This is a genomic window from Romboutsia sp. 1001713B170207_170306_H8 (genome assembly GCF_015550495.1).
Classification (GTDB): Bacteria; Bacillota; Clostridia; order Peptostreptococcales; family Peptostreptococcaceae; genus Romboutsia_E.
The window spans coordinates 63,553-85,126 of record NZ_JADNAX010000010.1 but is presented as its reverse complement, the minus strand read 5'-3'; the positions used below and the strand labels follow the sequence as shown (position 1 = coordinate 85,126).

Genomic DNA, 21,574 nt, shown 5'->3' with positions numbered 1-21,574 from the left:
GGCCTGGTAGTTCAGCTGGTTAGAATGCCAGCCTGTCACGCTGGAGGTCGAGGGTTCGAGTCCCTTCCAGGTCGCCAAAACACACTTTGCTGGTGTGGCTCAACGGTAGAGCAGCTGACTTGTAATCAGCAGGTTGTAGGTTCGATTCCTATCACCAGCTCCAATTAAACGCTTAGATTAGTCTAAGCGTTTTTTTTTATTGTTTAAAATAAAAATATAGAGAATTTTATCTAAAGATGGTAGTATAAATTTATATATTATAAAAGAATATGGGGGGAAAATATGTATAGTTTTAAGAATGATTATAGTGAAGGGGCTCATCCTAAGATATTAGAAAGCTTATTAAAGAGTAATTTAGAACAATGTGAGGGGTATGGTAAAGATACATATTGTGAAGAAGCTAAGGAATTAATACAAAATAAACTAAATAATAAAGATGTAGATGTTCATTTTATATCAGGAGGAACACAAACTAATTTAATAGCCATATCGGCTTTTTTAAAGCCTTATGAAGCTGTTATATCAGCTAATACTGGGCATATATATATAAATGAAGCTGGATCAATAGAGTCTACAGGGCATAAGGTAATAGGTGTAAATGTTAAAGATGGTAAACTTAGAAGAGAGGATATTTTAGCTGTTTTAAGTAAATACACAAATGAGCATGTAGTTAAGCCTAAATTAGTGTATATATCGAATTCAACAGAGATAGGTACAATATACACAAAATCAGAGTTAAAAGACTTAAATGATGTATGTAAAGAAAATAATTTATTATTATTTATGGATGGTGCAAGATTAGGATCTGCACTTTCTTGTAAAGAGAATGATTTAACATTTGAAGATATAAGTAGATTAACTGATTTATTTTATATAGGTGGAACAAAAAATGGTGCGCTTTTAGGAGAAGCCCTTGTTATATGTAATAAAGACTTACAAGCTGACTTTAGATATAATTTAAAGCAAAAAGGAGCAATGCTTGCTAAAGGCAGATTACTTGGAATTCAGTTTTTAGAATTATTTAAAGATGATTTATACCTTGAAATAGGACGTCATGAAAATTATATGGCAGATATATTAAGAGATGGTATAAAAAAACTTGGGTATGAGTTTTTAGTAGATTCACCTTCGAATCAAATATTCCCTATATTTAGCAATAACATAATTAATGAATTAGAAAGATACTATGGATTTAATATATGGGAAAAAGTTGATGAGGAAAGAAGAGCGATAAGACTTGTTACTTCTTTTGCAACAAGTGAAAATGATTGTATAGATTTTATAAAGCTACTAACAGAGGTAACAAATAGATAATTAAAATAAAAAGTAGAAGAAATACCTTAAGTATTTTCTTCTACTTTTTATTTTCCCACCTTAAATCTTTACCTATAAATTTAACCATTTTGAACCTATCAAAAACTCTAGAGAAAATTCTCTGAGCATATTCTGAGCCTAGTTGCATAGGTGATAGATTTGTAGATATAATTGTTTTCTTTCCTGATAATAGTCTAGTATTTATAATATTAAATAATTCACTATTAGTAAATGAATTTGTAAGTTCTGTTCCTAAATCATCTATTATTAGCAAATCACAGTCAAATAAGTTTTCATAATTATCTTTACTTATATGGCTATTAGAATTTTTAAACTTATAGTCTTCAATAATTTCAAACATTTTAAATGCTGTTTGATATATTACAAGGTAACCTTTATCTAAAAGTTCTTTTGCTATACAGTTACACATGAAAGTTTTTCCAAGGCCTGTATCGCCATAAAATAATAAATTTTCTCCATTATCTTTATCAAAATGCATAATAAACAATTCGGCAATAGATATTATTTCTAAAATATTTTCATATGGAGAAACATTAGAGGCTGATATTTTTTCTTTTGAAAATATTGATGTATCTAAAGTAGAAAAATTTTGGCTATCTAATACTCTAGATAAATTAGACATCTTGTAGGCATCATTTATAATTTCTTGCTTTAAGCAGTTACACTTATTTCCATTTTTTAAAAATCCTCTATCATTGCATATATTACAGTTATACTGCACATCCAAATACCAATCTGGAACTTTATACTGTTTTAATAAAAACTCTTTCTTAGATCGAAGCTCAGCCATTTTTTCTTTTGATTGAAGTAAAATTTCATCTTTATTAGATGGATTAGATAGAACTAGTTTAGTTAATTTTAAACCTATTTTAGATACTTCATCATCGATATTTTTTATTTCTGGAATTTGGTTGTATACATCTTTTTTTCTAATTTCTAAATCTGATTCAGCCTTATCACGCTTTCTTTCATATGAAACTAAAATCTCTCTTAATTTAGATTCTTTCATTTAATCACCTACTTAAATTTACCTTTTTGACTTTCTTGAAGTAATTTTTCTAGTTCATCAGGACTATAATTTGTAAAAGTTTGATTTATATTATGATATCTAGTTTTTACTTGAGGAATATTACTAGTTTTATTATTAGATGACTTCTTTTCTGTTTTAGTTTTATGCTCTTCATCTAATAACTTAACATCTTCTAAAGTTTTTACATTTTTATCTTTCCACTTTTCAATTATTCCATTTATATAAGATATAGATGGTTTTGATACATTTTTAGATTTAGAACATGCTTCAAGAATTACCTCTATATCCATGTTGTATTTATCTAACCAAACATTCATTATGCGCTCTTCTTCTTTAGAAGGCTGTCTATAAAATCCTAATTCATTGAATATAGTTTTATATAGTATATATCTTTCTTTTCTTACAGCAAAACTATTTTCTATATCTTGAGGTGTATATAAATTAGAATCATACCAACTTCTCAGTATAGATTCAATGTATCTAACTGGACGAGCAGCACCGTGTTTATCTTTTACATATTGATAAGCATATATAATCATATCTGGATCAAGATTATACTTATTCATAATATCTAATATATTAATTTTCTCACCAGGATCAAGATATCTTCCAATTATTTTGTTAATAGAGTTAAACATATTTCTAATGCTAGGATTTTCAGCAACGGAAACAATGCTATCACTATTAGATTTTATAGAGGTTGTATTAATATGCATATTTTCCATATAAAATCTCTTTAGGTCTAAGAATTCTATAGAGTAGTCATAATCATTTAATCCGTCATTTTTATGCATTTTAATTATGCTTTTTTTCTCCCAAAACTTCCAAGCATCAATTACATCTGATAATGGGACGTTCAAATTTTTAGCAATTGATTTATTGTCAAATTTAGGATTTGAACTAGAATCGCAAGCCTGTCTGTATCCTAAAAGATAAACTTTTACGTATAAACCATTTGCCATAGGCATAAATATATCTATGAAGATATTGGCAATTGTAGTTTCACCTAAATCTATTTCATTTACTTCCTTAAAAAACATTTTATCACCTCAGATTAGATTATATCATAAAAGGTATTACAAATTTATCTTGTAAATATTTTTTCAAATTATTCATGAAAAATAGGAGGAGATAATTTGGTTATTAAATTTACTAAAAAGATAAGACGAATAACTTTGAGCATAATTGTGTTAATAATATTGTTAGGAGGGGGGATATATCTATTTAATAAAAATGATTCTAAAGAAACATCTAAAATTAAAGAGGAAAGTAGAAATCAATATACAATAGATGTTATTTTGGATGATGAAAGTAAAAGAATGATGTGTAACCAAAATATAATTTATGTAAATAAAACTGGAAAAGAAATAGACAAGATATACTTACACATATACCCAAATGCATTTTCAAAGAAAGAATTGGCTCCTTTTGAAGAAAGTGAAATGTCACAAGCATATCCAAATGGATTTAATGAAGGGTATATAGATGTAAAAAATGTACTTAATAATAATGATAAGTTAGAATATAGTATAACTGGAGATAAAAATGACATATTAAAGGTAAATTTGGGAAAATCAATTAAAAGCAATGAAAAAATTTCAATAGATTTGAAGTATACTATAAAAATACCAAATTGTTTAGGAAGATTTGGATATGGGGAAAATACTATAAATGTAACTAATTGGTTTCCTATAGCATGTGTATATGATGATAGAGGTTGGAATTTAAAAAGTTATGAATCTGTAGGTGATCCTTTTTATAGTGATACTAGTGATTTTAATGTAAGTATATTAATACCTAGAAAGTATGATGTTGGTTGCACAGGAAAGATAGTTAGTGAAAAACATGATGATGAAAAAATATTTTATGAAATAGAAGCTAAAAAAGTAAGAGATTTTGCTTTTATATTAAGTGATAAATTTGATATTGATACTGATTCATATAAGGGAGTATTGATAAATACATATAATTTAAATAGTGAGTTTTCTGAATATACGACAGAAGTAGCAAAAGATTCTATAAAAATTTTTAGTAATTTATTTGGTGAATATCCATACGATACGTATTCTGTAGTAGCTAGTGATTTTTATATTGGAGGAATGGAATACCCAACTTTGGTAATGATAGACCAAAGTATATATAAAGAAAATAAAAAATTCTTATTAGAATACATTATAGCTCATGAAACTGCACATCAATGGTGGTACTCGGTAATCGGTAATGACGAAATAAGTGAGCCTTGGCTAGATGAAGCTCTTACTGAATATTCTACTGTACTTTATTTTGAAAACAAATATGGAAAAGATGTAGGGTCTAGACTTATGAATACTATGGAGATTCAAAGTAGAAACTATTTAAGTCAGAACATTTTTAAAGCAACAACTCAATATAAAGATTCAACTGACTATAGCTTAAATGTATATACTAAGGGTGCTGTGATTTTCAATGAAATAAGAAATAAAGTAGGGGATGATATATTTTTTGCTACATTAAAAGAATATTATAGTAAGTATATGTATGAAAATGTAAATGGAGCTAAATTTGTTGAACTGTGGAAAGAAAAGGGAGTAGATATAGACAAAATTATAAGTGAATATAAATAGATTTAAAATAGAGCATTAAAAAATATTTAATGCTCTATTTTTTTGGTATAATATAATCTAATGAGACTATGAAGAAGAGGTGGCAGGATGCTAAAATATTGTTCAATAGGAAGTGGAAGTAGCGGAAATTGTCATTATGTAGGGTATAAAGACACTAATATATTAGTTGATGCAGGCCTTAGTGGTAAGAGAATAACTACAGGATTAAAAGATATTGAAGTTGATATAGATAAAGTAAAAGGAATATTTATAACACATGAGCACTCTGATCATATAAAAGGTGCAGGAATAATATCTAGAAAGTTTGATATACCTATTTTTGCAAATATAAAAACATGGTGTTCAATGAAAGATAAAATTGGAGATATAAAAGATAGTAACATGAAAGTCTTTGAAAATGATAAAACTTATTCATTAGGAGACATAATAATAAGACCATTTTCAATACCACATGACTCTGAAGATGCAGTTGGATATAACTTCTATGCAGGAACTAATGATAAGATATCGATAGCAACAGATATAGGTCAAATAACCGAAAATATAAGAAAACATTTATATAAATCTAAGTTAGTTGTTTTAGAGTCGAATTATGATCCAAATATGTTAATGATGGGAAGCTATCCATATTCATTAAAGAGGAGAGTAATGTCAGAAGAAGGACATTTATCGAATGAAGATGCTGGAAAATTTTGTGTAGAGCTTGTAAAAGAAGGAACGGAACGAATACTATTAGCTCATTTAAGTAAAGAAAATAATTTTCCTGAGTTAGCTTATGAAACATCAAAAGGAATATTAGCACAAAATAATATAATTATAGGACAAGATATAAAATTGGATGTATTATCAAGAAGTGAAGTTTCAGATGTTTATAAACTTCTGTAAAAGAATAAGGAGAAATATATGAATATAAACATAGTTTGTGTCGGCAAGATTAAAGAAAAATATTTAAAGTTAGGGATAGATGAGTTTAAGAAAAGATTGACTAAATACTGTAAGCTAGATGTAATTGAATTAGATGATGAAAAGGCACCTGAGAACCTAAGTGAAAAAGAGATGCTTATGATAAAAGATAAAGAAGGTAAAAAAATCTTAAGTAAGATTAAGAGTAATAGTTATGTTATAGTTTTAGCTATTGATGGAAAGAATTTATCTTCGGAAGAGTTAGCAGATACTATGAGTAAACTTGCTATTAGAGGGAATAGTCATATTACATTTGTAATAGGAGGTTCTTTAGGTTTATCTGATGAAGTACTAGGTAGAGCCGATTATAAATTATCATTTTCTAAAATGACATTCCCTCATCAACTTATGAGGTTAATATTATTAGAACAGGTATATAGAGCTTATAGAATAAATAATGGTGAACCGTATCACAAGTAACGGAGCACGGTTTTTATAAAAATAATTATAAATAGATTATACTAATTTTGATATGAGCCCTTTGTGATAGAAAGTTAAAACAATAAAACTTTTGTCATAAAGGGTTCATATCATCTTATAGATATAATGTCTTAATATATTAAAGGATATCATATAGGGTATATTTATAAAATTCAATTATAAATGAACTTAAAGCATTATTTATAATTGGTTTTAATTTACAAGAATTATTAAGGTTACAAGTATTATTATCAGTAGAAAAACATTCTACAATATTTAAATTATCTTCTGTTATTTCAAGAAGTTTACCTAAGTTTATATTTTGTGGGTCCATTCCTAGCTTTATACCACCATTTCTTCCCTTAGAAGATAAAATATATCCATTTTTAGCTAATTTATAAATTATTTTTTTTATATGATGAGTAGACAAATTAAGTGTATTTGATAACTCATCTACTGTAAAAAGTTTATTTTGGTTATTGCCTAGATAAATTAATATTCTAAAACTATAATCAGTAAATTTAGATAAATACATAAAATTCTCCTTAATATAAGTTGATTATTATATATTATTATAAATTATATTAGGTTAGATACAATATAAATTATAATTAAAAAATTATATGTTATTTAAAACTTAAAAAGGGTATATAGAATACATATTAAAAAATAGGAGAGTTTTATGAAGAGAATTAAAAAAATAATATTTGTTATTGCAGGGTTTATATTTCTTTTATTAGGAATAATCGGAATAGTACTTCCTATATTACCGACAGTACCATTTTTACTTTTAACATCATATTGTTTTGCTAGAGGGTCAAATAAATTTGAAACCTGGTTTAAATCTAGCAAAATATACAAAAATTATTTAGAAGGTTTTATAATTAATAAGTCCATGACCTTAAAGCAAAAGATATATACATCAACTTTTGCAGATATAATGATTGCTTTTCCATTAATTATTTTAAATAACTTATATATAAAGTTATTTTTAATAATAATTATTATATTTAAGTATTATTACTTTATATTCAAAATCAAAACTATAAAGATATAATTGCAATTGAATTGAGAATAAAGAATATATTACTTTTAAAAAATGTTTATATAAAAAATAATTGGGTAAATTTTTAATAAATAAAAAGTGTATATAAAATACACATTTAAAAAGGAGAGAGTAAGTATGTTAAGTCAAAAAACAATAGAGATAGTAAAAAGTACAGTGCCGGTATTAAAGGAGCATGGATTAGAAATAACAAAAACTTTCTACAAAACAATGTTTACGAATAATCCAGAAGTAAAAGAAATGTTTAATATGGATAAACAAGAATCTGGAGAACAACCAAAGGCGCTAGCAATGACAATACTAGCAGCAGCTCAAAATATAGATAATTTAGAGGTGTTATTACCAGCGGCAAAGAAAATAGGAAATATTCATGTTAATTCAAATGTAAAACCAGAGCATTATCCAGTAGTAGGTAAAAATTTATTATTAGCAATAAAAGAAGTTCTAGGAGACGCAGCAACAGAAGATGTTTTAAATGCATGGGCAGAAGCTTATGAAGTTATAGCTAAAGTATTTATAGATGTAGAAAAAGATATGTATATAGATCAAGTATGCAGAGATAATCAAGTACATCAAAAAATGTAATTTAATAAAAGTTCCTTAAAGTATTGATATTTTTATCATTGCTATTAAGGGACTTTTATTAATTATTTTTGATTTTTATATAATATTAGGTTTTATAGATGTAGTACACAAAATGTAATTAAAGTATCTTATATTAACTGGTACAACTAGTTAATTTCTGTGTGTTTTATCAGGAAAAGTATGGAGTACTACAATTATACAATTTATCCATTTCAAGTTTATTTTTATTATAACATTAAATCTAATAAAAGTTAAACATTTTATATTTAATATATTCTGATATATAACTATGCATATTAATACAAATTTACAAATTATTATGTAAAAAAATGTAAATTAGTTATTGAATTTATAAAATTTTAATGCTACTATCTTTATAAACTTAAATTAATTAAAGGGGGACTTATGAAAAGTTTAAAAGGAACAAGAACAGCTGAAAACTTAATGAAATCTTTTGCAGGAGAGAGTCAAGCAAGAACAAGATATACATATTATGCAAGCATAGCAAAAAAACAAGGGTATGTTCAAATATCAAACATATTTATGGAAACAGCAGAACAAGAAAAAGAGCATGCTAAGAAATTTTATAAATATTTAAAAGAAGATTTTATAGATGAAATGATAGAAATAACAGCAGCATACCCAGTATCATTCCATGAAGATACTATGGCAAACTTAAAAGCGGCTGCTGCTGGTGAAAATGAAGAATGGACAGAATTATACCCTGAATTTGCAAAAATAGCGAGAGAAGAAGGGTTTGAAGCTATAGCTAAAACTTTTGAGAGAATAAGTGGAGTAGAAAAAAGACATGAAGCTAGATATAATAAATTAGCTAAAAATATAGAAGAGGGAAAAGTATTTAAGAAAGATGAAAAAGTACTATGGAAATGTTTAAATTGTGGTCATATTCATGAAGGTGAAGAAGCACCTAAGGTATGTCCAACATGTGTACACCCACAAGGATACTTTGAAGTATTTATAGAAACATATTAATAACTATTTTTAAAATAGGATGAAAATAGTTGATAATATTAAAAAGTAAATAGAAATAGGCATATATATTAGAACTATTAAAGGTATGCCTATTTTTATTTTATAGATTGATTTAAATTATTGGTACTTTATTAAAATTGTTCATATATAATTAAGACTAATTATTAGGATTGATTTTATATTTATCAAATCTAAAAGTAACAGTAACTTTCACAAAGCATATAATCCAAATAACAATTGATATCCATAAAACTAATTTAGATATTAGAATATAGCCAATTGTCCATATTAACAGTATTAAAGCTAGTTTTAATAATATTACACCATAATCTCTACTCATTTTAAGTTCATCATATAATTCTCTTTCATTTTTTGAGATAAAATAATATCCATTGATTAATATAGATGCTTTATCTTTAAGAAGAAAAAACATACCCGATACGAAGAATAATGCACCTGACATAAATAATGATATTTTTAACACAATAGTTCACCCCTCCATTGAAATATACTCCCAATATATAACATTTGCGAACTTTACTATATTATACATAATGTTAATTTACTTTCCAATAGTAAAATAATTTCATTAATTTAAACTAGCTCAATAAGTCTACCTATAATAGTATCTCTCGTTATAAGTGTTTCTTTAGTAGCAATATTCACTAACATATCTTTGATTCTGTCAGTCTTTTTATTCTTCTTGCTTAATTGAAGAAATTTAAACCAAGCTAAATAGTTGTTAATATATTTTGTAGAAACTCCATTGAATGTCATTAACCATCTTTCAAAGCTACTATGAAGAGCATTTATATGTTGCAAGTGGTAAACACTATCTATCATTGATTTACCTCTAGGAACTTGTTTTAACTCTACATTTAATTTATCTTTTATCCCTATGTATGATTTATGTGAGTCATCTCCACTATTGAAATCCACAAAAAAGGTATTGATTGAAAAATCAATATCTTTTTTTATTTTAATTATCAGAGTAAATGATTATTGTTGCACTATAAGTAAGGTTATACGATAGAAAGGGAGTCTATTTTACTATTTTTTATTTATAGGCTATGTTAGCTAACTTTGTGATTAATTATATCTAAAATAGTTATAAACTATATTTCAACTAATTTTCAGAAAGGATACCTAATATTAGGTCAAAAATAGATATAAAATCTGTGATAAAAGATTTAAAAAGGAATGAACTTACAGAGTTAATTTCAGTAGCACAATAAGTATTAAGTACTTTATTTAATTCCTCTGAAATTAGATATAATGTCAAAGAAAGTAGATTTTCTAAAGGATACGAGTTCCCAAAATGTCAATATAAATATGTAAATAAAAATGGGAAATCTAACGGAAGACAAAGATATATATGTAAACGTTGTCGTACAAGTTTTGATGAGTTTACTATGTCCCCATTCTCTAATACAAAATTAAGCTTAGATAGATGGCTAAAATACTGCGAATTAATGATATTAGGACTTTCTATAAGAAAATTTGCTGAAGAAATCAGAGTAGGTGTTAAAACGTATTTTTATATGCGTCATAGGATACTTGATGTAATAAATCTATCATTAAAAAATGATAAAATTGAAGGTATAGTTGAAGTAGATGAATATTTTATTAAGGAGTCTTTTAAAGGGAATCATTCTAAAAGTACTATATTTGCAATGCCTAGAAACCATAGAAAAAGAGGTAAAAGCAAAAATGATAAGAAGAAAAGGGGAATATCAAAAGAGCAGATTTGTATAGAGACAGCAATTGATAGAAAAGGAAATATCCTTATGGGTGCTGTTTGTAATGGGAGAATTACAACCAATCAAATAGTTAACTTTTTTGACAATAAAATATGTTAAGATGCTACTTTTGTGTAGATTCGCATAAATCCTATATGGGAATAAAGGATAAGTTGAACATAGAATTAAAGCAAGTTTCTAGAGGAAAATCAATGATAGATAGTGTTTATCATTTACAGCATATAAATGCTCTTCACAGTAGCTTTAAGAGATGGTTAATGACTTTTAATGGTGTATCCATAAAATATATTAATAATTATTTGGCTTGGTTTAAATTTCTACAACAAAGTAAGAAGAATAAAAAGAGTGACCGAATTAAAGATATGCTAGTGAATGTATCTACTAAGGATACATATATAACTAGAGCAACTATTAGAAATAGATTTATTGAGTTAACATAAAATAAGGAACTTTACTTCAAATTAATGAAACTATTTTGCAATTGGAGAATAATTGAATATTTCGTATAGTATAATTAAGTTTACAATTATTATAAATTGAGAAAAACAAAGAGAGGGATTATATATGCAAAGACCATCTAAATTATCATTAGTATTTTTATAACTGGATTAACTTTAATGTTTTTAGCTTTAACATCAAGAAACGTTAACTTTAATAAAACTCTGATATCAGAAAAAATCCCAGATACATTATGTAAGATAGAAGTCGAATCCACTAAACTTCCATATGGTGTGCAAATAAATATCGTATCAGACTCATCAAGTGAGGAGCTTATAAAATATCCTATTCATCAAGACTTAGCAGGAATTGTTAAAGAGAATATTGATTTTAAATGGTAAGATTATGTTGCTATAATAAGTGTAAAAGGTGAAACCAAAATAGCTGAGTTTAAAGTAAAACTAAATAGAGATACATACTCATTTGACTACGGAGTAAATACATACATCAATAATAATCAAAACGACTATAGTTGGTAATTTATAATAAGCACATCATATAATCTAATACGTTTAAAATACTAAGGTGTACTTATTATTATGTCATATTTATCACGAAGATGGCTAACATAGTCAAAGATAATAATATAAAAAATATAGGAAAAAATTGACATAAATAATGTGCAATGGTATTATAATTTTAAAAATAAATTTTACTAAAAATAGAGGTGAAATATAAGGTTAAAAATATTAGCATTAATCATTTTAATAGGAACATTTTTTACTGATTGTACAGCGGATTAAACTTTAAATGTTAAATATGTATGGAAAAGAATCAATAATGGTATAGGTATGAAACAAAAACTTAAACATTAGCGTAATGGAAAATTATACTAAAATTTAGAAAAATATAAATACACATTTAGATATTGAAACAATAATTATTAAAGAAAATGTATAGAAATAAAGTTATATACAGGTTTTAGAACAAAGTTTGTTAAAAAAATATCTATAGACTTTTATAAAAGAGTATATAGAGCAAAGGTTTTAACTTTATATCTAGGAATATTTAAAAATTTAACTGAAAATTTTGACTATGATAAATTTGTTCAATATAACAATATAAGGTGTAACCTATGATTGTAGATAGAAGTATATATGGATTTCTATTTAACTGAGATATAATAGCAATATTTTATAGAATAGCCTATTTATGGGGAGTAAGATCTACATAAGCATATTCAAAAGATACAATTTAATAAGAATAATCAGAAATCGATAAAATAGTAAATAAAAAGACTAGAAAAATATGAAACTTAAAACAGGGAACAATGACGTATTAAAATAAGTTCTATAAATATTAAAGAAAAGAAAGATAGTAGTTGCCGATATTATAAATGAATATTTGCTATGAATTATAGCTCTTAATTAATAGTAGTAAGTGTTTATGGATTGAATATATTTTATAATATCATTAATTTATCAATCATTAAAGTGAGTTATAGGATCTGCATCAAAATTAAGTACAATAGATTCATTAAATCTATTTAATTTAATCAAGTTTGTATTTTGTTGATATAAAATATAATGAAGACAGATCTATAGACTTATTAAATAAGACTTTGGGTTGAAAGTTTATAAACCAGTTAAATGCTTTATTCTTTATTTTAAGTGATTATATCATTTACAGTTACAATGAGGGATTTATTTTAGTTAGTAGCTAAAATAGTGGTAATATAGATACGAAACAAACGTTTTCTATAAATTAGATATGGTCATTTATGAATAGAATAATTTTAGGTCCATTTATATTGATACAATCTAATAGTGAAAAATTATTAACTTTAGTATGAGGTCAATTAGCACAAGTATATTTTGTTGAATATAGTTTATTAATTGTAACTATATTAATAGAACCTACTATAAAGGTATTCTTAACAATACAAAAATATTTCGTTGTCGTATTATAGGATACAACAAATAAAATAGAGTGCTCATATGGAAATAATCATATTAACACCTTTATGAGGGAGAGGTAGGGAGATTATGAAATTTAAATATGAAAAGCCGCAAAACGGATATCCTGAGTGGAATAATAATCCACAGATAATATCTTTAAATATGAATAAGCCTCATAATGATTTTGTAAATTATGAAACCAAATTACAAGCTATAGAAGGAGTAAAAGAAAATTCTTCGAGATATATATCTCTAAATGGAAGGTGGAAATTCAATTTCTGTAAAGATATAAAAAATATACCGGAGGATTTTTATAAAATAAATTATAATAATGAGCCATGGGATGAAATAGAGGTTCCATCGAATTGGCAAATAAAAGGGTATGGAATACCGCAATACACAAATGTTATATATCCATGGACTGGAAGGGAAGATATAAAACCACCATTTGCTCCTGTTAAAATAAATGAAGCAGGATGCTATGTAAGGTATATTGATATAACTAAAGAACAATTAAATAAAAAAGTATTAATAAATTTCCAAGGTGTAGAGTCATGCTTTTATCTATATGTAAATGGAGAAATAGTAGGGTTTAGTAAAGATTCATTCTCACCATCTGAGTTTGATATAACTGATTACTTAGTAGAAGGTAAAAATAAAATAGGAGTAAAAGTATACAGATGGTGTGATGCAAGTTGGTTAGAAGATCAAGACTTTTGGAGATTAAGTGGTATATTTAGAGATGTTTACTTAGAAATAAAAAATAAAACTCATATAGTGGATTTTAGAGTAGACTCAAATCTTACAGATGATTATAAAGATGGTACTTTTAGTACTAAAGTAGAAGTAATTGGAATAGGAAATTACAATATAAAATTAGAATTGTATGATAAAGAAAATATAATATATTCTAGTAAAAAAGAATTTACTGTAGACGGTGAAGTAAATCTACATTTTCAAACTATAATAGATAATCCAAGAAAATGGAGTGCAGAACAACCTAATTTATATAAAGTAATAATAAGTTTAGAAAATGAAAATAATGAAGCAATAGAGTATGTAAGTTGTGATACAGGATTTAGACGATTTGAAATAAAAGAAAATGTAATGTACATAAATGGAAAACGTATACTATTTAATGGTGTTAATAGACATGAATTTGACAGTGAAATGGGAAGAGCTATAAATAAAGATGTAATGGAAAAAGATATAAAAATAATGAAGCAGTTTAATGTTAATGCTTTAAGAACTTCTCATTATCCAAATAATCCATATATGTATGATTTATGTGATAAATATGGATTATATGTAATAGATGAAGTAAACTTAGAAACTCATGGTACATGGAAGTATGGACAAAAAGAAGAAGAAGGTGCAATTCCAGGAAGTAAATCAGAATGGACAGATGCCGTATTATCAAGATGTAAATCTATGTTTGAAAGAGATAAAAACCATCCATCCATAATAATATGGTCATTAGGAAATGAGTCTTTTGGAGGAGAAAACTTCAGAAAAATGTACAGATTCTTTAAAGATAATGATAAATCTAGAATAGTACATTATGAAGGAATATTTCATCATAGAATATATGAAGATGTATCAGATATAGAAAGTCAAATGTACACAAGACCTTGGGAAATAGAAGAATATGCAAAAAATAATCCTAAAAAACCCCATATAATGTGTGAGTATACACATTCTATGGGAAATTCAAATGGTAATATAGATGCATATTATAAATTATTTAGGAAATATGATGTGTTACAAGGTGGATTTGTATGGGACTTCAAAGACCAAGCAATCCTTAAAAAAGAAGAAGATATAAGTTATTTAGCTTATGGAGGAGATTTTGGAGATTTCCCAAATGATTATGATTTTAGTGGAAATGGATTAGTATTTGCTAATGGAGAAGTAACACCTAAATTCTATGAGATTAAATATTGGTATGCAGATGTATTATTTGAAGATATAAAGGAAGGTTTAGTTAATATAAAAAATGATTATTTATTTAATAATTTAAATAAATACGACATATTTATAACTACAACTAAAAATGGTGAGTTTGTAGATGAAAAATGTATAACAATAGACTTAGAGCCTGGTGAAACTTATGAACTACAATATGATGTAGTAGAAAAAAGATACAAGGATGAGGAATATATAGTAACATTTACAGTTAAAGAAAAACATGAAACTATGTATGCAGCTAAGGGTCATGAAATAAAACATCACCAAGTCGTATTAAAACCAAATACATTAAAAATAGAAAGAGAAGAAAATACTAATATAGTTAATATAAATGAAGACGACAAATTAATAACACTATCTACTGAAAAAGTAAAAGTATCTATATCAAAGAAAAATGGTCTTTTATCGGAGTATATTGTAGGTGGTGAGAATATACTAAAAGAAGAAACAAAGCCATATTTCTGGAGATCAAGCACAAATAACGATAGAGGATTTAAAAATGAAATAGATGCAGTTACTTGGAGAAATCCAAATATGAATTTAGTAAATATTAAAATAGTAAATTATGATAAAATAGTTAATTTAATAGTAGATATAGAGTTAGATAATAAGAGTACTGTAACATATGTATATTCATTAGATTGTAACTCTAAATTAAAAGTGCAACAAATATTAAATCCGAACAGAGATTTAGCTAAAATACCTGCAATAAGTGATATGTTTATACTAAAAGAAGATTTTAAAAATATAACTTATTATGGAAGAGGTGAGATAGAAAATTACTGGGATAAATACAAGAGTGCTAAAATAGGGTTATATAATGATATTATAACAGATAAAATGGTAAACTATCTTCAACCTCAAGAAAATGGGGCTAAAACTGATGTAAGATATTTAGAAATAAAAAATGAAAAAGGGGAAGGTATAAAAATAAGTGGAAATCCTACTTTTGAGTTTAATGTATCTAAATATCATCCAGAAGATATAGAAGTAGCCGATCATTTTTATAAATTAAAGCCATTAGATGCGACGGTATTAAGAGTAATATACAAGCAAATGGGAGTAGGAGGAGATGATAGTTGGAAAGCATTACCTCATTCAGAGTATATTTTAAATCCTAATAAAATATATACTTTAATATATGAAATAAAACCAATGTAATTAATCAGTAAAATATACATGTAATCTCAACTAAATAGAATATGTATTTTAGTTAATATAAAACCTTGAAATGTCAATTTAAACTAGGGAAATTATATATGATTTATTAAGCAACTGGAAGTAAACTTCCAAGTCCAGTTGCTTTCTTCATAATTTCACTTTGGGTATAACAGTATAATACTTATACTCAAATTATGATGCTTAATAAATAATTTTACCAGGGTTAATAGAAAATATTTCCTGATATGTTTTTATAAATTTATAAAAGGGGAATAAAAATATGGAGGAGAAAGATGAGTAAGTTAACATTTAGAGAGAAGTATTCTTATGGAGTAGGTGCTTTAGGAAAAGATTTAGTATATGCAATAGTAGCAACATATTTAATGGTTTATTTTACTGATGTAGTTAAACTAAATCCGGCATTCGTAGGAACGCTATTTTTAGTTGCAAGACTTTGGGATGCAATAAATGACCCAGCAATGGGGATGATAGTTGATAATACTAGAAGTAAATTTGGCAAGTTTAGACCATGGATATTTATAGGAACAGTAATAAACGCAGTTGTTTTAATATTCTTATTTAGAAAGCCAGACTTAGAAGGCTTACCACTATACGCATATTTCTCGATTGTATATATATTATGGGGAATGACATACACAATAATGGATATACCTTACTGGTCTATGATACCAGCATTAACTAGTGACAAAGAAGAAAGAGAACAAATATCAGTAATACCTAGAGTATTCGCAAGTACCGCTTCGCTGATAGTAGGAACATTTGGACTTTGGATAGTCAAAACACTAGGGAATGGAGATATTACAAAAGGATACTCGGTATTTGCAGTTGCTATAGCTGTAGTATTTGTAATAACTACAATAATAACTTGTCTAAATGTTAAGGAAAAAGTAGAAACACCTAAAAATGCTGAAAAAGTAAACTTTAAACAAACAATTAATATAATAAGAAAAAATGATCAACTAGTAGTATTTATAGGAATAGTTTTAGCAATGAATCTAACTATGCAGATATCTGGAAGTATGGCTATATACTACTTTACATATGTTGTTGGAAAAGAAAGTTTATTTTCTGTGTATCAGGCATTTGCTGGAATAGCAGAAATATCAGGACTTGTATTATTACCTATATTAACGAAGAGAATTGGTAGAGAATATGTATTTAAACTAGGAAGTATATTGCCAATAGTTGGATTCTTACTATTATTTGTAATAGGAATTTTAGCACCTCAAAATGCTGTATTAATAGCAATAGCAGGAGCTGTATTAAAATTAGGTAGTGGATTTTTAGTAGGTTCTACAACTATAATGCTTGCGGATGTAGTTGATTATGGTCAATATAAATTAGGTACGAGAAATGAAAGTATAGTATTCTCTGTGCAAACGTTATTAGTTAAAGGGGCATCTGCAGTAGCTGGATGGTTAGTTGGTGTTGGATTATCCTTAGTAGGATATGTAGCTGGAGAAGCTCAAAGTTCAACAACTATATTTGGAATGAGAGTAATAATGATATGGATACCTATAGTTTGTGCAATAGTAATGTATGCTATATACAAATCTAAGTATAAAATAAATGGTAAATTCCATGATGAAATGTTGATAGAATTAGAAGAAAGAAAAAAAATTAATGATGTTATGTAGATAAAAATAAGCTGTCTCAAAATAAAATCTAGTAGTTATCCTACTAAATATTTTACTTTGAGATAGCTTTTTTAACTTTAAGAATATTATATTGAATTTAAACTTCTGTAAAGCTCACGTATAATAGGAATAAGTATGGAATATATAAAAGTGCAAAAGCATATATAGAATACTACTGAATAACTTCAAAGAATTTTTTATATAGAAACTGTTGAGAGTTAGAAAAAATATGTGAACATATAGCTGATTTAGTTCGAAAATCTTTAAAATGTAAAAATATATTTTATTATTACATAAAATATAAGGGTTTATAATGTAATCAGTAATAGTTTATGGATTTTCATGTAAAAGTAAGTTTTGCAGTAAATACTGAATAAAATATTCACTAGGATGTGTAGATAAACAAATTATAAATATGATAAAATTAAAGCATAGATAAACTTTTAGAATTATTTAAATATTATAGAACAACTCCTTTTGATATAAGAGTTATTGATTATTATATTGCTGGACTGGGTACTAGCTTTATAGGTGATATGTTATTTTCTTTACTAAATATGTTAATGTCTTTAATAGTAAAAAATAATATGATATCGTTATTAATAAGCTTAAGTATGTATTATGCTCCAACATTTATTGGAAGTTTTATTCATATAGATTCTATAGGTAGAATTTTAGATAAATAAATTTAGCAGAAGCTATAAGAGTAGAAAGTATGTTTAGAGATGTGAGTACTTATAATGTTTTGGAAATCCAGTATTATATTCGACTGTATTAATAAGTCTAGTTATTGTATCTACACCAGTTGTGGATATATTTAATAAAATATTTCGGAAAAAAACAGGCCATAATAAGTAGATAATAAATTAATTCAAGACTTATTTATAATCGTAGTCGGAACAATTGATTTATTTGAGAATCGTATTGAGGGAATAAATTGATTATGACTATAAATGAACTTAGGGTAAATACATTAGATATAAGTTAATAAACAAAACGTAATAAATAATATTATAAATATATATTATAATTTTGAATCTATATTAAATAGCTATCCTACTAGATAGGAATATAAAAATTGGAAAATGGAGATGTTGGTATAAATGCTAACATCTCTTTTTTAATGCAAAACATTAAAGGAGGAAGTAAATATGATTAACTTATGGAAGAAAGAAGATTTAAATTTATTATCAGAATATCCAAAGGAAGTAGTTAAAAATGTGAATAACGTTATCAATATTCTTGATGAAAACTATGGACATAACAGAAAACTAACAGATGATGGTGGATATGTGTGTGTAATTGAGGATATTAAAGAAGTGGATTATTTAAAAGTAAATATATTAAAAGGATTATTTGAAGAATTTAGTGATGTAATATATGAAGATTGTATAGATAAATACAATTCAACGTTATACTTATTATCTAGTGATTATTCAATAACTATAATTACAAAAAATTAGGTTACTAAAGAGTTATTAAAATAAGTATAAACTAATATAGATGATAGATTATAATTATTATTTAATAAAATCAAGCTAGACTATATAAGGAAACAATGAGGTAAAATATATGGCTAAAAGAGAAAAAGAAGAGTTATTTGAAAAGGAAACAAGGTACTGTAAGATAATAAGGAGTATTGAATTAAAAGATGGTGAAGAACTATTTACACTTTAAAAAAAAATATATATAAGAATTAGAAAGGTATGAGATAATAATGTGTTTATATCTTGACTGCAATGATAGAGCTAGGAAATTAATTCCTAGGCAAGTTGACATTTCACAAGATAAGTTTATAGATTTAATTGCCCTTGGATTTACAACAGGTATACTAGATAAAGATTTTAAAAATCAATTAAAAAGTATTATTGATTAAAATAAATCAAAAAATAGTAAATTGTTATGTTATTTTAGTAAAAATTAGTCAGATTATTTTTCTATAATCTGATTAAAGACCGAAAGCCCGTAAAACAAAGAGTACATATAAATAATAGGAGAAGATAGATATGTTTAAAAAAGAAAATAGGTATATGACAAGAAACATTGTAGATTAAATACCATTAGAAATATGTAGACTATTATGGAATCTAATAGATGAATTAAAAATAGAAAAAGATTATTTACAGATATTTGAATTAAACCCGATAGGAGAAGGTATAGTTGAAATCATTCATAAGCAAGAAGTACCAGAATATGAAGCAAGTATATACATATACAACGAAGTGATTAAAGAAAATAAAAAGATATATGCTATAGATAGTGTAGAATATAGTACTTTAATGTTTTCATATGAGTACTAATTCAATATAGAATTAGGAAAAGTTTGATGTTAGAGAATGAACTAAAATTTAAATAAAGCAAGTCTGATTAATACAAATCTATTTATAAAAATAATAAAAATCGTAACTAAGAAGTAATAATTTAAATCTAAATTAAAGTCTGAAAGCCCGAAAAAATAAATATATAATTAAAAAATAAATGAAAAGTAGAATATGACTATGATAAATAATAAATCTGAAATAATTAATAAATTATTCTTTAATGAATTGAAAGAAATAATTAATAAATATAACAACATAGATCAAGAAACAATAATTGTTATAGAAAGAATAGATAATGAAATAGAAGATAAATATATAAAAGAATACATATTAAATGAGAGTAATAAGTTAAATGAAATAGTAATTGAATACGAAAATACAAATAACTTAGATATAGATAAGGTAATATTATTTGCGTAATACAACTTAAATATAGAAGAGATAAGTATGAAGTATATAAGTAACTGCTACAATGAATTAAATTCTTAAAATTACAATGAGAATGATAATTACTTAATATATACAAATGAAAATGATTTAAGGAAATATGTAAGAAACGAATTAGATTATATGTTAGATATGGAACATCACATAGATAGGTTATTTTGTAAAGATAAGATAATAGATATGTGGTTAAATAATACAACTAGAGAAGAATTACTAGAGAAAATAACGTTAAATGATGATGTTGAAGATATACTAGATTTTCATACTGATTAAGTATTTATATTAACAGATGTAAGAGAATATGTTTTTTTAATTAAAGAATAAAAAATGATTAATAGAACTAAAAAATAACGGGGTTTCGGGATTTTTACAAAGAATAAAGCAAGGAACTTTTTAAGAGATAATCTCAAAGAAACTTTCTATAGAAATAGTTATTATTAGTTTGTATAAGAAAAGTAGGTGAAGAATGAAAATCGTAAAAAGTAATTTTAAAGAGATCTATGCAGAAATCTTAGGAGAAGAAATAGTAAGAATAGTACATAAGTATTATAAAGGTCAGCAGATTAATTTGCCAATGAAACTATACTCTAATGAATATGTGTGAAAGTATATAGTTAATAATTATGGAAAAAGAGTGTAAGAGAAATGGCTAGAGAGTTAGGATATTCTGATAAGTGGGTAAGTAGACTAACTAAAAATGTAAATTTGAAAGAAGAAAATACTGTATAAAAAATAGAAAAGGATGGTTAATAATGTGGGTATATTTGATAATTTATTAAAAGGTATAAAAGAAGAGACTATAAGGTCTAATAAACAATAAAAAAATGCAGGTAGAAGAAATCAAGCAGAAGATACTTATAATCATTTT

At 25.7% G+C, this 21,574-nt stretch carries 21 protein-coding genes, 2 tRNA genes and 2 pseudogenes; 20 read left to right on the top strand and 5 right to left on the bottom strand.

Annotated elements, in window-relative coordinates:
* The 3 genes from I2A66_RS14415 to I2A66_RS14405 all read left to right on the top strand — a co-directional run bounded on the left by I2A66_RS14415 (window position 1) and on the right by I2A66_RS14405 (window position 1,314).
* Window positions 1–77, top strand: a tRNA-Asp gene (locus tag I2A66_RS14415).
* Window positions 78–88: 11 nt separating this feature from the next.
* Window positions 89–163, top strand: a tRNA-Thr gene (locus tag I2A66_RS14410).
* Between the two features lie 119 nt (window positions 164–282).
* Entirely contained in the window at window positions 283–1,314 is a 1,032-nt protein-coding gene (locus tag I2A66_RS14405) for a threonine aldolase family protein (protein WP_122641076.1), read from the top strand.
* 40 nt (window positions 1,315–1,354) lie between these two features.
* Here I2A66_RS14405 and I2A66_RS14400 read toward each other — a convergent pair whose 3' ends face one another.
* A complete protein-coding gene (locus I2A66_RS14400; RefSeq protein ID WP_195251908.1) occupies window positions 1,355–2,344 on the bottom strand; it encodes an ATP-binding protein in 990 nt (329 codons plus the stop codon).
* Between the two features lie 8 nt (window positions 2,345–2,352).
* Entirely contained in the window at window positions 2,353–3,405 is a 1,053-nt protein-coding gene (locus tag I2A66_RS14395) for a DnaD domain protein (protein WP_122641078.1), read from the bottom strand.
* A 96-nt stretch (window positions 3,406–3,501) separates the two neighbouring features.
* Between I2A66_RS14395 and I2A66_RS14390 the strand changes: the two genes are divergently transcribed.
* The 3 genes from I2A66_RS14390 (at window position 3,502) to rlmH (ending at window position 6,351) form a co-directional block, all read left to right on the top strand.
* Window positions 3,502–4,968, top strand: coding sequence for a M1 family metallopeptidase (locus I2A66_RS14390; protein WP_122641079.1), 1,467 nt, complete (start codon window positions 3,502–3,504; stop codon window positions 4,966–4,968).
* Window positions 4,969–5,055: 87 nt separating this feature from the next.
* Window positions 5,056–5,853, top strand: coding sequence for an MBL fold metallo-hydrolase (locus I2A66_RS14385; RefSeq protein WP_195251907.1), 798 nt, complete (start codon window positions 5,056–5,058; stop codon window positions 5,851–5,853).
* A gap of 18 nt (window positions 5,854–5,871) precedes the next feature.
* The gene (gene rlmH / locus I2A66_RS14380) at window positions 5,872–6,351 is read left to right on the top strand and encodes a 23S rRNA (pseudouridine(1915)-N(3))-methyltransferase RlmH (protein WP_122641081.1); all 480 of its coding nucleotides are present in this window, start codon (window positions 5,872–5,874) and stop codon (window positions 6,349–6,351) included.
* Window positions 6,352–6,490: 139 nt separating this feature from the next.
* On the opposite strand, the gene I2A66_RS14375 is transcribed toward rlmH, so the two are convergent.
* A complete protein-coding gene (locus tag I2A66_RS14375) occupies window positions 6,491–6,886 on the bottom strand; it encodes an RrF2 family transcriptional regulator (RefSeq protein WP_122641097.1) in 396 nt (131 codons plus the stop codon).
* 147 nt (window positions 6,887–7,033) lie between these two features.
* On the opposite strand from I2A66_RS14375, the gene I2A66_RS14370 reads away from it, so the two are divergent.
* The 3 genes from I2A66_RS14370 to rbr all read left to right on the top strand — a co-directional run bounded on the left by I2A66_RS14370 (window position 7,034) and on the right by rbr (window position 8,995).
* Entirely contained in the window at window positions 7,034–7,408 is a 375-nt protein-coding gene (locus I2A66_RS14370; protein WP_122641098.1) for a YbaN family protein, read from the top strand.
* 126 nt (window positions 7,409–7,534) lie between these two features.
* Entirely contained in the window at window positions 7,535–8,002 is a 468-nt protein-coding gene (locus I2A66_RS14365) for a globin domain-containing protein (protein WP_122641099.1), read from the top strand.
* A gap of 405 nt (window positions 8,003–8,407) precedes the next feature.
* On the top strand, window positions 8,408–8,995 hold the full coding sequence (gene rbr / locus I2A66_RS14360; RefSeq protein ID WP_122641100.1) for a rubrerythrin: 588 nt from the start codon (window positions 8,408–8,410) through the stop codon (window positions 8,993–8,995).
* 157 nt (window positions 8,996–9,152) lie between these two features.
* Here the strand turns inward: rbr and I2A66_RS14355 are convergent, their stop codons facing one another.
* Window positions 9,153–9,479, bottom strand: coding sequence for a DUF3784 domain-containing protein (locus I2A66_RS14355; protein ID WP_122641101.1), 327 nt, complete (start codon window positions 9,477–9,479; stop codon window positions 9,153–9,155).
* A gap of 110 nt (window positions 9,480–9,589) precedes the next feature.
* Window positions 9,590–9,916, bottom strand: a pseudogene (locus I2A66_RS14350) (IS1595 family transposase); the annotation flags it as partial.
* A gap of 230 nt (window positions 9,917–10,146) precedes the next feature.
* Between I2A66_RS14350 and I2A66_RS14345 the strand changes: the two are divergent.
* The 11 genes and pseudogenes from I2A66_RS14345 (at window position 10,147) to I2A66_RS17300 (ending at window position 21,310) form a co-directional block, all read left to right on the top strand.
* A pseudogene (locus I2A66_RS14345) lies at window positions 10,147–11,195 on the top strand (IS1595 family transposase).
* Between the two features lie 177 nt (window positions 11,196–11,372).
* Entirely contained in the window at window positions 11,373–11,594 is a 222-nt protein-coding gene (locus I2A66_RS14340; protein ID WP_187127995.1) for a hypothetical protein, read from the top strand.
* A gap of 1,644 nt (window positions 11,595–13,238) precedes the next feature.
* Complete coding sequence (locus I2A66_RS14335) at window positions 13,239–16,280, top strand: glycoside hydrolase family 2 TIM barrel-domain containing protein (RefSeq protein WP_122640959.1); 3,042 nt, start codon at window positions 13,239–13,241, stop codon at window positions 16,278–16,280.
* Window positions 16,281–16,573: 293 nt separating this feature from the next.
* A complete protein-coding gene (gene melB / locus I2A66_RS14330; protein WP_122640958.1) occupies window positions 16,574–17,938 on the top strand; it encodes a melibiose:sodium transporter MelB in 1,365 nt (454 codons plus the stop codon).
* 536 nt (window positions 17,939–18,474) lie between these two features.
* Window positions 18,475–18,624 carry a hypothetical protein gene (locus I2A66_RS14325; protein WP_164489085.1) on the top strand — a complete coding sequence of 50 codons (150 nt, stop codon included), beginning with the start codon at window positions 18,475–18,477 and terminating at the stop codon, window positions 18,622–18,624.
* A gap of 465 nt (window positions 18,625–19,089) precedes the next feature.
* Complete coding sequence (locus tag I2A66_RS14320; RefSeq protein ID WP_122640956.1) at window positions 19,090–19,401, top strand: hypothetical protein; 312 nt, start codon at window positions 19,090–19,092, stop codon at window positions 19,399–19,401.
* A gap of 254 nt (window positions 19,402–19,655) precedes the next feature.
* Complete coding sequence (locus I2A66_RS17305) at window positions 19,656–19,814, top strand: hypothetical protein (RefSeq protein WP_243113415.1); 159 nt, start codon at window positions 19,656–19,658, stop codon at window positions 19,812–19,814.
* Window positions 19,815–19,992: 178 nt separating this feature from the next.
* Window positions 19,993–20,238, top strand: coding sequence for a DUF960 family protein (locus I2A66_RS17900; protein ID WP_122640967.1), 246 nt, complete (start codon window positions 19,993–19,995; stop codon window positions 20,236–20,238).
* A gap of 198 nt (window positions 20,239–20,436) precedes the next feature.
* Window positions 20,437–20,679, top strand: a complete 243-nt coding sequence (locus I2A66_RS14305; protein WP_122640955.1) for a hypothetical protein — start codon at window positions 20,437–20,439, stop codon at window positions 20,677–20,679.
* A 150-nt stretch (window positions 20,680–20,829) separates the two neighbouring features.
* On the top strand, window positions 20,830–20,979 hold the full coding sequence (locus I2A66_RS14300; RefSeq protein ID WP_164489084.1) for a hypothetical protein: 150 nt from the start codon (window positions 20,830–20,832) through the stop codon (window positions 20,977–20,979).
* A gap of 193 nt (window positions 20,980–21,172) precedes the next feature.
* Window positions 21,173–21,310 carry a hypothetical protein gene (locus tag I2A66_RS17300; RefSeq protein ID WP_243113414.1) on the top strand — a complete coding sequence of 46 codons (138 nt, stop codon included), beginning with the start codon at window positions 21,173–21,175 and terminating at the stop codon, window positions 21,308–21,310.
* Window positions 21,311–21,574: the final 264 nt, after the last annotated feature.

Excerpts from the sequence above, each read along its gene's own strand:
- I2A66_RS14405 (WP_122641076.1), top strand. The coding sequence starts at position 283 with ATGTATAGTTTTAAGAATGATTATAGTGAAGGGGCTCATCCTAAGATA.
- I2A66_RS14400 (WP_195251908.1), bottom strand. The coding sequence starts at position 2,344 with ATGAAAGAATCTAAATTAAGAGAGATTTTAGTTTCATATGAAAGAAAG.
- I2A66_RS14395 (WP_122641078.1), bottom strand. The coding sequence starts at position 3,405 with ATGTTTTTTAAGGAAGTAAATGAAATAGATTTAGGTGAAACTACAATT.
- I2A66_RS14385 (WP_195251907.1), top strand. The coding sequence starts at position 5,056 with ATGCTAAAATATTGTTCAATAGGAAGTGGAAGTAGCGGAAATTGTCAT.
- rlmH (WP_122641081.1), top strand. The coding sequence starts at position 5,872 with ATGAATATAAACATAGTTTGTGTCGGCAAGATTAAAGAAAAATATTTA.
- I2A66_RS14375 (WP_122641097.1), bottom strand. The coding sequence starts at position 6,886 with ATGTATTTATCTAAATTTACTGATTATAGTTTTAGAATATTAATTTAT.
- I2A66_RS14370 (WP_122641098.1), top strand. The coding sequence starts at position 7,034 with ATGAAGAGAATTAAAAAAATAATATTTGTTATTGCAGGGTTTATATTT.
- I2A66_RS14365 (WP_122641099.1), top strand. The coding sequence starts at position 7,535 with ATGTTAAGTCAAAAAACAATAGAGATAGTAAAAAGTACAGTGCCGGTA.
- rbr (WP_122641100.1), top strand. The coding sequence starts at position 8,408 with ATGAAAAGTTTAAAAGGAACAAGAACAGCTGAAAACTTAATGAAATCT.
- I2A66_RS14340 (WP_187127995.1), top strand. The coding sequence starts at position 11,373 with ATGTTTTTAGCTTTAACATCAAGAAACGTTAACTTTAATAAAACTCTG.
- I2A66_RS14335 (WP_122640959.1), top strand. The coding sequence starts at position 13,239 with ATGAAATTTAAATATGAAAAGCCGCAAAACGGATATCCTGAGTGGAAT.
- melB (WP_122640958.1), top strand. The coding sequence starts at position 16,574 with ATGAGTAAGTTAACATTTAGAGAGAAGTATTCTTATGGAGTAGGTGCT.
- I2A66_RS14325 (WP_164489085.1), top strand. The coding sequence starts at position 18,475 with ATGTTATTTTCTTTACTAAATATGTTAATGTCTTTAATAGTAAAAAAT.
- I2A66_RS14320 (WP_122640956.1), top strand. The coding sequence starts at position 19,090 with ATGATTAACTTATGGAAGAAAGAAGATTTAAATTTATTATCAGAATAT.
- I2A66_RS17305 (WP_243113415.1), top strand. The coding sequence starts at position 19,656 with ATGTGTTTATATCTTGACTGCAATGATAGAGCTAGGAAATTAATTCCT.
- I2A66_RS14305 (WP_122640955.1), top strand. The coding sequence starts at position 20,437 with ATGATAAATAATAAATCTGAAATAATTAATAAATTATTCTTTAATGAA.
- I2A66_RS14300 (WP_164489084.1), top strand. The coding sequence starts at position 20,830 with ATGTTAGATATGGAACATCACATAGATAGGTTATTTTGTAAAGATAAG.
- I2A66_RS17300 (WP_243113414.1), top strand. The coding sequence starts at position 21,173 with ATGAAAATCGTAAAAAGTAATTTTAAAGAGATCTATGCAGAAATCTTA.